This window comes from Mycobacterium sp. 663a-19, from assembly GCF_035616495.1.
Classification (GTDB): Bacteria; Actinomycetota; Actinomycetes; order Mycobacteriales; family Mycobacteriaceae; genus Mycobacterium.
The window spans coordinates 135,579-150,025 of sequence record NZ_JAPJAV010000012.1 but is presented as its reverse complement, the minus strand read 5'-3'; the positions used below and the strand labels follow the sequence as shown (position 1 = coordinate 150,025).

Annotated in this window: 14 protein-coding genes; 9 read left to right on the top strand and 5 right to left on the bottom strand. The window is 72.2% G+C overall.

Translation table 11 applies throughout. The features are described from left to right. The first annotated feature begins 8 nt into the window (after window positions 1-8). The 3 genes from OQ968_RS20510 to OQ968_RS20500 all read left to right on the top strand — a co-directional run bounded on the left by OQ968_RS20510 (window position 9) and on the right by OQ968_RS20500 (window position 3,900). The gene (locus OQ968_RS20510; RefSeq protein ID WP_324681147.1) at window positions 9-1,589 is read left to right on the top strand and encodes a cytochrome c biogenesis protein ResB; all 1,581 of its coding nucleotides are present in this window, start codon (window positions 9-11) and stop codon (window positions 1,587-1,589) included. Further along, the gene (ccsB, locus tag OQ968_RS20505; protein WP_324681099.1) at window positions 1,586-2,563 is read left to right on the top strand and encodes a c-type cytochrome biogenesis protein CcsB; all 978 of its coding nucleotides are present in this window, start codon (window positions 1,586-1,588) and stop codon (window positions 2,561-2,563) included. The genes OQ968_RS20510 and ccsB overlap by 4 nt, the downstream gene beginning before the upstream one ends. Window positions 2,564-2,655: 92 nt before the next feature. After that, entirely contained in the window at window positions 2,656-3,900 is a 1,245-nt protein-coding gene (locus OQ968_RS20500; RefSeq protein ID WP_420715969.1) for a MinD/ParA family ATP-binding protein, read from the top strand. Here the strand turns inward: OQ968_RS20500 and OQ968_RS20495 are convergent. Beyond that, window positions 3,897-4,058 carry a hypothetical protein gene (locus OQ968_RS20495; RefSeq protein WP_324681097.1) on the bottom strand — a complete coding sequence of 54 codons (162 nt, stop codon included), beginning with the start codon at window positions 4,056-4,058 and terminating at the stop codon, window positions 3,897-3,899. The genes OQ968_RS20500 and OQ968_RS20495 overlap by 4 nt on opposite strands. A gap of 46 nt (window positions 4,059-4,104) precedes the next feature. On the opposite strand from OQ968_RS20495, the gene OQ968_RS20490 reads away from it, so the two are divergent. Then, window positions 4,105-4,464, top strand: coding sequence for a DUF4229 domain-containing protein (locus OQ968_RS20490; RefSeq protein WP_324681096.1), 360 nt, complete (start codon window positions 4,105-4,107; stop codon window positions 4,462-4,464). A gap of 10 nt (window positions 4,465-4,474) precedes the next feature. Here the strand turns inward: OQ968_RS20490 and OQ968_RS20485 are convergent, their stop codons facing one another. Continuing rightward, on the bottom strand, window positions 4,475-5,482 hold the full coding sequence (locus OQ968_RS20485; protein ID WP_324681095.1) for a beta-ketoacyl-ACP synthase III: 1,008 nt from the start codon (window positions 5,480-5,482) through the stop codon (window positions 4,475-4,477). 163 nt (window positions 5,483-5,645) lie between these two features. After that, the gene (locus tag OQ968_RS20480) at window positions 5,646-6,521 is read right to left on the bottom strand and encodes a 1,4-dihydroxy-2-naphthoate polyprenyltransferase (protein ID WP_324681094.1); all 876 of its coding nucleotides are present in this window, start codon (window positions 6,519-6,521) and stop codon (window positions 5,646-5,648) included. A gap of 34 nt (window positions 6,522-6,555) precedes the next feature. Here OQ968_RS20480 and OQ968_RS20475 point away from each other — a divergent pair, with 34 nt between their 5' ends. Both OQ968_RS20475 and OQ968_RS20470 read left to right on the top strand, forming a co-directional pair. Further along, a complete protein-coding gene (locus OQ968_RS20475; protein ID WP_324681093.1) occupies window positions 6,556-7,332 on the top strand; it encodes an S-methyl-5'-thioadenosine phosphorylase in 777 nt (258 codons plus the stop codon). Beyond that, entirely contained in the window at window positions 7,329-8,360 is a 1,032-nt protein-coding gene (locus tag OQ968_RS20470; RefSeq protein ID WP_324681092.1) for an NAD-dependent epimerase/dehydratase family protein, read from the top strand. Before OQ968_RS20475 ends, OQ968_RS20470 begins: the two co-directional genes overlap by 4 nt. Here the strand turns inward: OQ968_RS20470 and OQ968_RS20465 are convergent. Beyond that, window positions 8,357-9,811: a hypothetical protein gene (locus OQ968_RS20465; RefSeq protein ID WP_324681146.1), complete on the bottom strand. Its 1,455-nt coding sequence runs from the start codon at window positions 9,809-9,811 to the stop codon at window positions 8,357-8,359. The two genes, OQ968_RS20470 and OQ968_RS20465, sit on opposite strands and share 4 nt — an antisense overlap. 334 nt (window positions 9,812-10,145) lie before the next feature. Here OQ968_RS20465 and OQ968_RS20460 point away from each other — a divergent pair, with 334 nt between their 5' ends. From OQ968_RS20460 to OQ968_RS20450, 3 genes are read left to right on the top strand one after another with little or no spacing between them, the layout of a single operon-like run. After that, window positions 10,146-11,873, top strand: a complete 1,728-nt coding sequence (locus OQ968_RS20460) for a hypothetical protein (RefSeq protein WP_324681091.1) — start codon at window positions 10,146-10,148, stop codon at window positions 11,871-11,873. 22 nt (window positions 11,874-11,895) lie between these two features. Continuing rightward, entirely contained in the window at window positions 11,896-12,549 is a 654-nt protein-coding gene (locus OQ968_RS20455; protein WP_324681090.1) for a glycosyltransferase family 2 protein, read from the top strand. Then, window positions 12,546-13,211, top strand: a complete 666-nt coding sequence (locus OQ968_RS20450; RefSeq protein WP_324681089.1) for a TIGR04282 family arsenosugar biosynthesis glycosyltransferase — start codon at window positions 12,546-12,548, stop codon at window positions 13,209-13,211. Before OQ968_RS20455 ends, OQ968_RS20450 begins: the two co-directional genes overlap by 4 nt. Here OQ968_RS20450 and OQ968_RS20445 read toward each other — a convergent pair. Then, window positions 13,189-14,442, bottom strand: coding sequence for an APC family permease (locus OQ968_RS20445; protein ID WP_420715963.1), 1,254 nt, complete (start codon window positions 14,440-14,442; stop codon window positions 13,189-13,191). The genes OQ968_RS20450 and OQ968_RS20445 overlap by 23 nt on opposite strands. Window positions 14,443-14,447 lie beyond the last annotated feature (5 nt).

Here is a 14,447-nt window from a genome sequence, read left to right as displayed (position 1 = left end):
TGACCTCGATGGGCACCGCGCTGGTGCTGCTGTGCCTGCTCGCGCTCGGCGCAATACCCGGCGCCCTGCTGCCGCAGCGCAACCTCAACGCCGGCAAGGTCGCCGACTACCTGGCCGCCCATCCGGTGCTCGGCCCGTGGCTGGATCGGCTGCAGGCGTTCGACGTGTTCTCCAGCTTCTGGTTCACCGCCATCTACGTGCTGCTGTTCGTGTCCCTGGTCGGCTGCCTGACCCCGCGGACCATCGAGCACGCCCGCAGCCTGCGCGCCACACCCGTCGCGGCGCCACGCAACCTGGCCCGGCTGCCCAAGCACGCGAGCACCCGGATCGTCGCCGAGCCCGGGGAGCTGAACCGCCTGGCGAACACCATCACCCGCCGGCTGCGCGGCTGGCGCACGGCCATCCGCCACCACGAGGACGCGACGGGAGAATCCGTCGAGGTGTCGGCCGAGAAGGGCTATCTGCGCGAATTCGGCAACCTCGTCTTCCACTTCGCACTGCTGGGCCTGCTGGTCGCGGTGGCCGTCGGCAAGCTGTTCGGCTACGAGGGCAACGTCATCGTCATCGCCGACGGCGGCCCCGGCTTCTGCTCGGCGTCACCGGCCGCGTTCGACTCGTTCCGCGCCGGCAACACCGTCGACGGCACCTCGCTGCACCCAATCTGCATCCGCGTCAACGACTTTCAGGCACACTACCTGCAGTCGGGTCAGGCCACCTCGTTCGCCGCCGACATCGACTATCAGGCCGGCCGTGACCTGGCGGCCAACAGCTGGCGGCCCTACCGGCTGGAGGTCAACCACCCGCTGCGGGTCGGCGGCGACCGGGTGTACCTGCAGGGCCACGGCTACGCGCCCACCTTCACCGTCACCTTCCCGGACGGTCAGACCCGGACGTCGACCGTGCAGTGGCGGCCCGACAACCCGCTGACCCTGCTGTCGTCGGGCGTGGTGCGCATCGACCCGCCCGCCGGCAGCTACCCCGACCCCGCCGAGCGCCGCAACCACGAAATCGCCATCCAGGGCCTGCTGGCGCCCACCGAGCAGCTGGACGGCGCGCTGCTGTCGTCGCGGTTCCCGGCCCTGAACGCCCCCGCCGTCGCCGTCGACATCTACCGCGGCGACACCGGCCTGGACACCGGCCGGCCCCAATCGCTGTTCACCCTGGATCCGCGGCTGATCCAGCAGGGCCGGCTGACCAAGGAGGCGAGGGTCAACCTGCGCGCCGGCCAGGAGGTCAGGATCGACCGGGGCCCGGCGGCGGGCACCGTCGTCCGGTTCGACGGCGCGGTGCCGTTCGTCAACCTGCAGGTGTCCCACGACCCCGGCCAGAGGTGGGTGCTGGTGTTCGCCATCGCGATGATGGCCGGGCTGCTGGTCTCGTTGCTGGTGCGGCGGCGCCGGGTGTGGGTGCGCCTGACGCCGGTCACCGACGAGGCCGGGCCGGGTACGGTGAACGTCGAGCTGGGCGGCCTGGCGCGCACCGACAACTCCGGCTGGGGGGAGGAGTTCGACAAGCTGTCCGAGCGGTTGGTTGCCGATCTCGGCGAGTCCCCGGCGTCGCGAAGGAGCTCCGAGGTGGACGTCACATGAACACCCTGCACGTCAACGTCGAACTGGCGCGCTACTCGGACTGGGCGTTCACCTCGGCGGTGGTGGCCCTGGTCGTCGCGCTGTTGCTGCTGGCGGTGGAGCTGGCCTACGCCGGCGGCCGCCGCGCCGACCGGCGCGAGCGGGTCCTGGCCGGTTCGGTGGCCGCCGACGCCGCCACCCCCGGCATCGTCGACGACGTCGGGGGCCGGCCGTTCGACGAACGCGCCGGGCGGGCCGGGATGGCCGTCGTCTACCTGGGCATCGGGCTGCTGCTGGCGTGCATCGTGCTGCGCGGCCTGGCCACCCTGCGGGTGCCGTGGGGCAACATGTACGAGTTCATCAACCTGACCTGCTTTTGCGGCCTGGTCGCCGGCGCCCTGGTGCTGCGCCGCCCGCAACACCGCCCGCTGTGGGTGTTCCTGCTGCTGCCGGTCCTGATCCTGCTGACCGTCTCCGGGCGCTGGCTGTACACCAATGCCGCCCCGGTGATGCCGGCGCTGCAGTCCTACTGGCTGCCCATTCACGTGTCGGTGGTCAGCCTCGGCTCAGGGGTGTTCCTGGTCGCCGGCATCGCCAGCATCCTGTTCCTGCTGCGCACCTCGCGGCTTGGCGAGCCGGACACCGAGGGCGCGCTGGCCCGGGTGGTGCGGCGATTCCCCGACGCGCAGACCCTGGACCGCATCGCCTACCGGACCACGATCTTCGCGTTCCCGGTGTTCGGTTTCGGGGTCATCTTCGGCGCGATCTGGGCCGAGCAGGCCTGGGGCAGGTACTGGGGCTGGGACCCCAAGGAGACGGTTTCGTTCGTGGCGTGGGTGGTATACGCGGCCTATCTGCACGCCAGGTCGACCGCCGGATGGCGGGACAGGAAGGCCGCATGGATCAACGTGGTGGGCTTCGTGGCCATGGTCTTCAACTTGTTCTTCGTTAATCTGGTGACTGTGGGCCTGCATTCTTATGCCGGCGTGGGCTGACAGCTAGCAACCGACCCAAGAAACTGCAACAAGGGGGAGTGCACGTGTCCGACCAGCCGAGCGTGGGGGCGCCCGAACATCCGACCACAGAGCTGAGGGCTCAACAGCCGAAGGATCCCACCGAACAGGCCGGCGAATCGTCGGCCGACTCCGGCGACGCGCCGACGCGGGCCTTCGCCGGGTTCCGCACCGAGCGGCGGGTCCCCGGGCCCGAGAAGCACGAGACGACGGCGGCGCCGACGGCGGCCCGCCCCGGAATGCCGCTCTGGGATCCCACGCCGGTCACCGGCATCCCGCGCGTCGACCCGACGGCCTTCGGCGCCTACTACAACGGCCCGGCCGACGCGCCGCCCGCGGAGGCCCAAGCGGCCCCGTACCGCCCCGAGCACGTCCCGCACACGCCCTATCCGGAGCTGTCCACGGGCGTGCTGCTGCGGCCGGTCAAGCCGCCGCCGTCGGAGGGCTGGCGCCGGCTGCTCTACGAGCTGTCCGGTCATCTGATCAACCTCGGGGAGAGCCCGCGGGCCGCCCGCTACAACAACCTGGTGGCTCAGGTCAATCGGCCGTTGCGCGGTTCCTACCGGGTCGCGCTGCTGTCGTTGAAGGGTGGCGTGGGCAAGACCACGATCACCGCGACGCTGGGGGCCACCTTCGCCTCGATCCGCGGCGATCGGGTGGTGGCCCTGGACGCCAACCCCGACCACGGCACGCTGAGCCAGAAGATCCCGCTGGAGACGTCGGCCACCGTGCGCCAGCTGCTGCACGACGCGGGCAGCATCGAGCGCTACAGCGATGTCCGCCGCTACACCTCGAAGGGGCCCAGCGGGCTGGAGATCGTGGCATCGGAAAGCGACCCGGCCATCTCGGACGCGTTCAGCGCCGAGGACTACACCCGCACCCTGGACGTCCTGGAGCGCTACTACGGCCTGGTGCTCACCGACTGCGGTCCCGGGCTGCTGCATTCCGTGATGTCGGCGGTGCTGGACCGGGCCGACCTGCTGATCGTGGTCAGCTCGGGATCCATCGACGGCGCGCGCAGCGCCTCGGCGACGCTGGACTGGCTGGACGCCCACGGCCACCAGGAGAAGGTCCGCGACTCGATCGCGGTCATCAACGCGGTGCGGTCACGCACCGGCAAGGTCGACATGAACAAGGTGGTCGATCACTTCTCGCGGCGCTGCCGCGCGGTGCGGCTGATACCGTTCGACCCCCACCTCGAAGAGGGCGCCGAGATCAACCTGGATCTGCTGCGGCGCGGTACCCGCGAGGCGATCATCGAGCTGGCCGCCGTCGTCGCCGACGGGTTCCCCGGCGAGCGCAATCCGGGTGTCGCCTAAAGGGGGTTGTTGTCGCCGTTTCCCAACCGCCGCAAGAACTCTGGATCGTCGTCGGGTCCGATGACGCGGGTCTTCGGCCGGTGGGTCTGGGACCGGGCCGCGCGCCAGCCAATGTAGACCAGCGTCCCCAACACCAGGACGAGCAGCAGGTAGAGCACTCAACACCTCCTTCGAGCGAATATACCCGCGCCGTAGGCTCGACCCGTGTCAGAGCAGCCTAGCGACCACGCGGCCGAGCCCGGCCGAAACCGCGTCGTCGTCGACGTTCTGGTGTACGCCGCGGCGCGGCTGCTGCTGTTCGTCGTCCTCGCCGCCGCGATCTACGGGATCGCGCGACTGCTCGGGGTCACCCAGTTCCCGGTCGTCGTGGCGGCGTTGTTCGCGTTGATCATCGCGATGCCCCTGGGCATCTGGCTGTTCGCCCCGCTGCGCCGGCGCGCCACCGCGGCGCTGGCCGTGGCCGGCGAACGCCGGCGCGCCGAACGCGAACAGCTGCAGGCCCGGCTGCGCGGTGAGGCGGTGGCTGACCCCGACGCCGACCCCGACGCCGACCCCGACGGGTGAGCCCGCGCGCTCACCCGTTCGGCATCAGCACGACCTGGGCGGCGTAGCTCAGGCCCGCGCCGTACCCGAGCAGCAGCGCCAGGTCGCCGGCCTTGGCCGCCCCGGTCGCCAGCAGCTCGGCCATCGCCAGGGGGATGGAGGCCGCGGACGTGTTTCCGGTGTGCTCGATGTCGTTGGCGATCACCGCGTCCGGTCGCAGCTCCAGGTTTTTGGCCAGGACCTCGTTGATCCGGCTGTTGGCCTGGTGCGGGATGAACACGTCGACCTCGTCGGGCCGGATGCCCGCCGCGTCCATCGCCTGCCGGCCGACCTTGCCCATCTCGAAGGCCGCCCAGCGGAACACCGCGCTGCCCTCGAGCCGCAAGAAGGGGCGGGGGCCCGTCGGGTCGTCCATGTAGTCGATCCAGTCGATGTCCTGGCGGATGGCCTTCACCTGCTCGCCGTCGCTGCCCGCGATGGTCGGCCCGATGCCCTGAACCGGCGTCTCGCCCACCACCACCCCGGCGGCGCCGTCGGCGAAGATGAAGCAGTTGCTGCGGTCCTGCATGTCGATCGTGGGCGACAGTTTCTCCGAGCCGATGACCAGCACCTTGCCGGCGCTCCCGCCGCGGATCATGTCGGCCGCCACGCCGATCGCGTACCCGAAGCCGGCGCATCCGGCCGAGATGTCGAAGGCGGGCACACCCGTGGCGCCCAGGCCCGCCGCGACCTCGGGGGCGCAGGCCGGGGTCTGCAGGAAATGGGTGCTGGTCGCGACGATCACGCCGTCGATGTCGCCCGCCGTGAGGTCGGCCTTCCCGATCGCCTCCCGACCGGCCTCGATCGCCATGGACGCGGCGGATTCGTCGCGGGCGGCGAAGCGGCGGGTCTTGATCCCGGTTCGCGAGTAGATCCACTCGTCGGAGGAGTCGATGTTGCGGCACAGCTCGTCATTGGTGACGACGCGCTCGGGCCGGTACGCCCCGACACTGAGCAGTCCGATGCTCTTGGGCCCACTGGTCGTGGCGATCTGGTTCATTGCGGTCCTCGGTAGGCGGTGTTGTTATCGGATCGTAGGCCGCCTCCCGTTGAGTGTGCATCGGCGGCTTCCGGTGTGAACGTGCGGCGGGATCCGGCGCTCAACTCCACCCTGAGCGCACGTTCGACGCCCGGAGCGCACGCTCGACGCCCTGAGCGCACACTCAACGCCCGGCCAGCGCCAACGCCGCGGCGACCGCGACCGCCCACACGATCATCGCCAGCCCGGTGTCGCGCAGCACCGGGATCAGCTCCGGCCCGCCGCGCCCGGACCGGACCGGCCGCGCTGCGCGCAGGGCCAGCGGCGTGGCCACCAGCCCCGCCGCGCACCACGGCGTCGCCAGCATCAGCGCCAGCGTCAACACCCCGGCGGTCGCCAGCAGCGCCTGATACAGCGCCCGGGTGCGGGCATCGCCCAGCCGAACCGCCAGGGTGATCTTGCCCGACCGCGCATCGGTCGGGATGTCCCGCAGGTTGTTGGCCACCAGCACCGACGACGACAGCGCCCCGATCGCCACCGCCAGCACCAGGCCCACCCAGTCCACCCGCAGCGCCTGCGTGTACTCGGTGCCGAGCACCGCGACCAGGCCGAAGAAGACGAACACCGCGGCCTCGCCAAAACCCAAGTAGCCGTAGGGTTTTGACCCGCCGGTGTACAGCCACGCCCCGGCGATGCAGGCGACGCCGACCACGATCAGCCACGGCGAGCTCACCAGCGCCAGCGCCAACCCGGCCGCCGCGCCGACCGTCAGCCCGGTCACCGCGGCGGCCAGCACGGACCGCGGGCTCGCCAGCCGCGAGCCGACCAGCCGCACCGGGCCGGCCCGCTCGTCGTCGGTGCCGCGGATGCCGTCGGAGTAGTCGTTGGCGTAGTTGACGCCGATGATCAGTGCGACCGCGACGGTCAGCGCCAGCAGCGCCTTCCACCACACGGCCGAGTGCAGCCAGGCCGCCGCGCCGGTGCCCGCGACCACCGGCGCCACCGCGTTGGGCAGCGTCCGCGGCCGCGCCCCCGAGATCCACTGCGTGAAACTGGCCACCAGGGCATCCTGCCCTATGCACCACAATGGGCGGATGCTCGGAGTGATCGGCGGCAGCGGTTTCTACACGTTCTTCGAGTCCGGCGTCCGCGACGTCGACGTGGACACCCCGTACGGCGAGCCGAGCGCCCCGGTCACCGTCGGCGCCGTCGGGGGGCACGAGGTCGCGTTCCTGCCCCGCCACGGCGCCAAACACGAATACTCGGCGCACACCGTGCCCTACCGGGCCAATATGTGGGCGCTGCGCAAGCTCGGGGTGCGGCGGGTGTTCGCGCCGTGCGCGGTCGGCAGCCTGAATCCCGAACACGGCCCCGGCACCGTGGTGGTGCCCGACCAGCTGGTGGACCGCACCACCGGCCGCGCCGACACCTACTTCGACTCCGGCGCCGTGCACGTCGACTTCGCCGACCCGTACTGCCCGACGCTGCGCTCGGCGGTCACCGGCCTGCCCGGCGTGGTCGATGGCGGCACCGTGGTGGTGATCCAGGGACCGCGGTTTTCCACCCGGGCCGAGAGCCGCTGGTTCGCCTCCGCCGGCTTCGGTTTGGTCAACATGACCGGGTACCCGGAGGCGGTGCTGGCCCGGGAGCTCGAAATATGCTATGCGGCAATCGGTTTGGTGACCGACCTGGATGCCGGCGTCGCGGCGGGCGAGGGGGTGAAGGCCGTAGACGTGTTCGCCGAGTTCGAGAAAAACATGCCGCCGTTCAAGGAGCTGGTGCGCTCGGCGATCGGCCGGGTCGCCGCCGAACGCGACTGCGCGCACTGCCTGGCGCACACCGGCGTCACGCTGCCGGTGGAGCTGCCGTGAGGGTGTTGCTCACTGGGGCGGCCGGGTTCATCGGGTCGCGGGTGCACGCGGCGCTGCGCACGGCGGGCCACGACGTGGTGGCCGTCGACGCGCTGCTGCCCGCCGCGCACGGCCCGAACCCCGTGCTGCCGGCGGGATGCCGGAACGTCGACGTCCGCGATGCCGACGCGCTGGCCCCGCTGCTGCGCGGCGTCGACCTGGTGTGCCACCAGGCCGCGATGGTGGGCGCCGGGGTGGACGCCGCCGACGCGCCCGCCTACGGCGCGCACAACGATTTCGCCACCACCGTGCTGCTGGCGCAGATGTTCGCCGCGGGGGTGCGCCGTTTGGTGCTGGCGTCCTCGATGGTGGTCTACGGGCAGGGCCGATACGACTGCCCCGCGCACGGGCCGGTTGACCCGCTGCCGCGGCGGCGGGCGGACCTGGACGCCGGGGTCTTCGAGCACCGCTGCCCGGTCGGCGGCGAGGAGCTGGCCTGGCGGCTGGTCGACGAGGACGCGGCGCTGCGGCCGCGCAGCCTGTACGCGGCCAGCAAGACCGCGCAGGAGCATTACGCGCTGGCGTGGTCGGAGTCGACGGGCGGCTCGGTGGTGGCGTTGCGCTACCACAACGTGTACGGCCCCGGCATGCCGCGCGACACCCCGTACTCCGGGGTGGCGGCGATCTTCCGGTCGGCGCTGGAAAAGGGCGAGCCGCCAAGGGTTTTCGAGGACGGCGGCCAGATGCGCGATTTCGTTCACGTCGACGACGTGGCCGCCGCCAACGTCGCGGCCGTGTCGTCAACGCGCGACGGCTTCACCGCGGTCAATGTCTGCTCGGGACAACCCATCTCGATCCTGGAGGTGGCCACCGCGCTGTGCGATGCGCGAGCTGCGTCGGTGCATCCGATCATCACCGGGCAGTATCGCAGCGGCGACGTGCGTCACATCGTCGCCGATCCCGCCCGCGCCGCCGAGGTGCTGGGCTTCCGCGCGGCCGTCGACCCGCGGGAGGGCCTTCGCGAGTTCGCGTTCGCGCCGCTGCGTTAGCGCCCGGGCGGCCGGTAGATCTTGGGCTTCGGGGTGGGCATGCGCCGGGTGCCCGAGTCGTCGCCGCGGAAGATCCTGGGCGACTCGCCGACCCGGACACGCGTCGTCGGCGCGGCCGACGGCGGCCGGACGGGCTTGCGCGCGGCGGGCGGCCTGCGCCGTCGCACCCGACGTCCGGTGAGCTGACCCGTGACGATCGCGGCGGCCAGGATGCACAGGGCCAGCCCGCACAGCGCCACGTCGAAGGTGCTGGTGATCTGCTGGGCGAGATTGTTCCCGTACACCGGGTTGTGCGCGGCGGCGGGCACTTCCGCGAACCGCGGGGCCAGCACGACACCCACGATGACGCGCGAAATGCTCAGTGTCGCAACGAGTCCGCACAGCGACGAGATCAGCCTGGCCGAGACGGCGTCATTGGCCAGGTTGACGCGCAGCCAGATCGCGATGACCGCGGTGCCCAGGTCGAACGCCGCCAGCACGATGCTGTCGTAGCGCGAGTACGGGTAGTTCAGCATCACGCCGACGGCCAGGTCGGTGATCCTCATCGCCATCGACCCCAGGCACCACACGACGATGAGCAGCAAGCCATTTCGGGCCGCCGCCCGCCACGCGTTCGGCTCGGTCGACGCGCCCCGGTCGCCGGGCAGCCGGGCAAAGATCGCCGCGGCCGCCGCCCACGCCAGGAAACCCTCGAACCCGACCCCGGCCGTCGACGTGTTCTGCGCGATGCCGTGGAACGCGTCGATGTCGCGGCCGACGGGCAGGCCCCACACGACGATCCCGGCGACCAGCGTCGACGCCCCGAGCGCGACGGTCGCCAGCCGGGCTGCCTTGGTGTTGCGCAGCAGCCACCGCGACGCGACGACGACGGCAACCAGCGCCACCACGCCGTACACCACCGCCGTCGCGATGACCGCGATGTTCTGCTTGCCGAAGCCGGCCGAACCGCCCGCGCCGGTCAGCGCGTACTTCAACCGCCAGTACAGGTTGAAGCCAAAGCTGGCCACCGCCAACACAATCGAGGCGTAGCCGATGTTGCGGGCGGCCCGCAGCCACCCGGCGAACCTGTCGTCGCCGGCGACCGCCGGTTGCGCGCTCAGCAGCGAGCCGGCGATCCCCAGCCACGCTCCCGGCCCCACCCCGCCCGGCACGGTCACGCTGCCGCCGAATCGGACGGTCTCGAACGCGTCGAAAACCACGCAGGCCGCCACCACCAGCAGGTAGGGGACGTTGAGCCACAGCCGAATCCGTTTGGCGGGCGCGGCCAGCGAGATCAGTGACAGCAGCGTCACCGCGAACAGCACGGCGAGCACGACGCCGTTGCTGCCCGCAATGGTCAGGCCGGAATACAGGTTCCACGGCAGCACCAGCGCGACGACGAGCAGGGTGGCGGCGGTCAGGTCGACGGCGACGTTGCGGTGCCGCGCCGGTCGCTGCGGCCGGCCGTTGATGGGGCCGGTAGGCGCCTCGTCGCTGCTCTGGCTCACGGTTCCCCCCGGTATCGAGGACGGTTGCTGGCGGTGCCGCTTCGGTTGGGTGGCTAGGGAACCACCGGGCCGGTCGCTTGCGTTGCTCTATTTGGAAACATAATCCATTCGGACAACGCGGCAGCGGCTGCGACGTGAACGTGCGAATCCGGGAAGTTGTTCCGCGCAGAGGGAACCCGGTTACGCTGCGCTCAGAGGCCGACGCTGTCGCCCGAATGACTATCGCTGCCGTCGGTATCGCAGTGTAATGCTGCGGGGACATGCTGGTTGCGGGGTGGCCAGCCGAAGGAGAGTCGGGATGGACGTCGTTTTGGGGGTCGCGGTCACCGGCCCCGTTGCCCGCTTGGCGCTCGTCGGGCCGGGCGCACAGGGTGCTGACGTGATCGACCAGTACGAAGTCGAGCTCGCCGACGACCCGATCGGGACGCTGACCGACACGGTGGCCGGCACGAACCGGCTGTTGGCCGGCGAAAACCACCGGCTGGCCGCGACCCGTGTTTGCTGGACGGACGATTCCCAGGCCGACCGGCTGCGCCAGGCGCTGGAACACTCCGGCGTGATGAACGTCGCGGTGCTGCCGGAGTCGCAGGCGGTCACCGCGCTGATGCGCGCGGCGGGGCGGCCCGGCGCCGCGCTGGTGTTCGGCGACCAGACGGCGACCCTGTCGGTCCCTTCGGTCGAGGGCGGCGCGGATGCGCCGCCGACGCTGCTGGCCAGCGCGCCGCTGCCGGGCGGCTCGGCCGATCAGGCCACCGCCACGTTCGACACGTTGATGGCCCGGCTGGGCGACCAGCCGAACGCCCCGGGCGACATCTACCTGATGGGCGCGTCCCCCGACCTGGACAGCGTCGCCGACCGGATCCGCGAGGCGTCGACCATGCGGGTGCAGGTTCCCGACGACCCCACATTCGCCGTCGCCCGCGGCGCGGCCCTGGCCGCCGTGCCCCCGGCGCTGTTGGCGGCCGGCGACGCGACCGCGATGGCCCCGGCGGTGGGGCTCACGGGCGATGCGACCGCGATGGCCCCCGCGGCCGGGCTCACCGGGGACGAGACCGCCTTCGCGCCCGCCGCAGAACCGCCCGCCGCGGACCAACAGCTGGCGTACTCGATGGCCGACGAGGGCGAGCCGTACGGCGCTGGCGAGTTCGGCGACGAGTACGAGGACTTCGCCGGCGACGAGGCCGAGACCGGGCACCTGCCGCTGAGCCGACGGTCGGTGCTGCTGGGCAACGCGGTCATCGCGTTCGCCGTGATCGGACTCTCGACGCTGGCGGTCGCGGTGGCCGTTGCCGTGCAGCCGACGGCCAGCCAACAGCCCGTGATCGGACACCAGAACGCCGCCCCCGGCAAGTTCATGCCGCTGCTGCCGACGCAGCAGCAGGCGCCGGTGCCGCCGCCCCCGCCCGACCAGCCCAACGCCGGATTCCAGGGCGGCGTCATCCCTGACTCCAACGGCTACATCCCGCCGCAGCTGATGGCACCGGCTGCACCGCCGGCCGCCCCCGCGCCGGTGGCCCCGGCTCCCGGTTACGTGCCGGTCCCGGTCCCGATCGTTCCGTACCCGGGCTGGCAGCCGCCGTACACGCCGCCGACGGCGCCGACGCTGCCGACGACGCCGACGCTGCCGACGACACCGACGCTGCCGACGACACCGACGCTGCCGACGACACCGACGCAGACCCCGTACACGCCGCCGACCACGACATACACCACGCCGACCACGACGTACAGCCCGCCGACGACCACGTACTCGCCGCCGACCACCACGCAGCAGGCGCCGACCACGACGCAGCAGGCGCCGACGACCACGCAGCAGGCGCCCACCACCACCTACTCGCCGCCGTCGACGCAGCAGACCCAGACGCAGCAGACCCAGACGCAGCAGACCCAGACGCAGCAGACCCAGACGCAGCAGACGCAGACCCAGCAGACGGTGGTTCCCACGCAGCCGCACACCCAGCAGCAGATTCCGCAGCAGACAGTTCCGCAGCAGCCGCACGGCGGCGTCCCCCGTCACGGGTTCTGAGCGCGCCCTAGGGTCGAATGCCATGCCCGACGACGCGGTCACGGTGGTGCTGCCCTGTCTCAACGAGGAGGAGTCGCTGCCGGGGGTGCTGGCGGCGATCCCCGCCGGTTACCGGGCGCTGGTGGTCGACAACAACAGCACCGACGCCACCGCCACGGTCGCGGGCCGGCACGGCGCCGACGTGGTCGCCGAGCCGCGGGCCGGCTACGGCTCGGCGGTGCACGCGGGCGTCGTCGCGGCGACGACACCGATCGTGGCGGTCATCGACGCCGACGGCTCGATGGACCCCGGGGAGCTGCCCCGGCTGGTCGCCGCGCTCGAGCGGGCCGACCTGGTGATCGGCCGGCGCCGCCCGGTGCCGGGGCTGCACTGGCCGTGGGTCGCCCGGCTGGGCACCGTGGTGATGAGCTGGCGGCTGCGCACCCGCCACGGGCTGCCGGTGCACGACATCGCGCCGATGCGGGTGGCCCGACGCGAGGCGCTACTGGAGCTGGGGGTCGCCGACCGGCGGTCCGGGTACCCGCTGGAACTGCTGGTGCGGGCCGCGACCGCCGGCTGGCGCGTGGTGGAGCTCGACGTCAGCTACGGCCCGCGAACCGGCGGCAAGTCGAAGGTCAGCGGCTCGCTGCGGGGCAGCATCACCGCGATCGTGGACTTCTGGAAGGTGATCTCGTGAGCGGCCTGCCGGTGACCCTGCTGGTGGTCGCCAAGGCGCCGGAGCCGGGCCGCGCCAAGACCCGGCTCGCCGCGACGGTCGGCGACCGGGTCGCCGCCGACATCGCCGCCGCCGCGCTGCTGGACACGCTGGACGCGGTGGCCGCCGCGCCGGTGGTGGCGCGGGTGGTGGCGCTCACCGGCGATGTGGGCGCCGCGGTCGGCGCCGTCGAGCTCCGCCGACGGCTCGGGGCGTTCACGGTGATCGAGCAGCGCGGCGACGGCTTCGCCGATCGGCTCGCCAACGCGCACGCCGACGCGGGCCTGGGCGGACACCCGGTGCTGCAGATCGGCATGGACACCCCGCAGGTGACCGCGGGCCTGCTGGGCGGTTGCGCGCGTCGGTTGCTCGGCACGCAGGCCGTGCTCGGGCCCGCGCGCGACGGCGGCTGGTGGGCGCTGGGCGTGCGCGCACCAGCGATGGCCGAATGCCTGCGAAATGTGCCGATGTCGCAACCCAACACCGGAGAGCTCACGCTGAAGGCGTTGCGCGACAACGGCATTGACGTGAGCCCGCTGGAACCCCTGGCCGACTTCGACGTCGTCGACGACGTCGCCGTGGTGCGCGATGCCTGCGGTCCGGCCAGTCGCTTCGCCCGCGTCACCCGCGCCGCCGGGCTCTGACCGCCGCGCGCCCGGCGATCCCGGCGGCGAAGACGGCCAGGCCGGCGACCACGGCCTGCCACGGCAACGTGGCGACCAGCAGCAGGCAGCCCGCAGCGCCGCAGACGTTCAGCACGCGGCGGCGCCGCGTCTCGGCGGCCGACAGCGTGAAGGCGGAGGCGTTGGCGATCGCGTAGTAGATCAGCACCCCGAACGACGAGAACCCGATCACGCCGCGCAGGTCGACGGTGGCCACCAGCACGCAGACGACCACCCCGAGCGCGATCTCGGCGTGGTGCGGCACCCGGTAGCGCGGGTGCACGGCCGCGAGCCAGCCGGGCAGATCCCCGTGCCGGGCCATCGCCAGCACGGTGCGCCCGAGCCCGGCGACCAGCGCCAGCAGCGTGCCCAGGCTCGCCAGCGCGGCCCCGACCGTGATCACCGGCACCAGCGCCGGCACCCCGGCGGCCCGCACCGCCTCCGCCAGCGGCGCGGCGGCGCACGCCAGCCGATCCGGGCCCGCGGCCAGCAGGGCCGCCACGCCGACAAGGAAGTAGATCGCGACGGCGATCGCCAGCGCCAGGGTTATCGCCCGGGGGATGACGCGGGCCGGATCGCGGACCTCCTCGCCCATCGTCGCGATCCGCGCGTAACCGGCGAAGGCGAAGAACAGCAACCCGGCCGACTGCAGAACGCCATAAACCGTGCCCATGGGCCAATGCATGAGCTGCGACGGCCCAGGCCTGGTGACCGCGATCCCGATGACGACCGCGGCAAGCGCAATCACCGTGCAGGCCAACAATATTCGGGCCAGCATCGCGGTCTTGGTGACCCCGCGGTAGTTCAGCGCGACCAGCAGGACCACGGCGGCCACGCCGATGACGCGTTGCGCCCAAAGGGATCCGGGAACCGCGTAGCTCGCGACGGTCAGCGCCATGGCCGCGCAGGACGCGGTCTTGCCGATCACAAATCCCCACCCCGCGACGAAGCCCCACCACGGACCCAGGCGTTCGCGCCCGTAGATGTACGTCCCGCCCGACGTCGGATAGACCGCGGCCAGCTGCGCCGACGCGGTGGCGTTGCAGTACGCGATCGCCGCGGCCACCCCCAGCCCGATCAGCAGGCCGGCGCCCGCCGCCCGCGCGGCCGGGCCGAACGCCGAGAACACGCCGGCCCCGACCATCGAGCCGAGCCCGATCACCACCGCGTCGGCCGTGCCGAGTCGACGGGCCAGCCCCGGCTGTTCCATCATGTCCA

Coding starts and splice junctions, on each gene's coding strand:
- OQ968_RS20510 (WP_324681147.1), top strand. CDS start 9: ATGGGCACCGCGCTGGTGCTGCTGTGCCTGCTCGCGCTCGGCGCAATA.
- ccsB (WP_324681099.1), top strand. CDS start 1,586: ATGAACACCCTGCACGTCAACGTCGAACTGGCGCGCTACTCGGACTGG.
- OQ968_RS20485 (WP_324681095.1), bottom strand. CDS start 5,482: ATGAACCAGATCGCCACGACCAGTGGGCCCAAGAGCATCGGACTGCTC.
- OQ968_RS20475 (WP_324681093.1), top strand. CDS start 6,556: ATGCTCGGAGTGATCGGCGGCAGCGGTTTCTACACGTTCTTCGAGTCC.
- OQ968_RS20460 (WP_324681091.1), top strand. CDS start 10,146: ATGGACGTCGTTTTGGGGGTCGCGGTCACCGGCCCCGTTGCCCGCTTG.
- OQ968_RS20455 (WP_324681090.1), top strand. CDS start 11,896: ATGCCCGACGACGCGGTCACGGTGGTGCTGCCCTGTCTCAACGAGGAG.
- OQ968_RS20445 (WP_420715963.1), bottom strand. CDS start 14,442: ATGATGGAACAGCCGGGGCTGGCCCGTCGACTCGGCACGGCCGACGCG.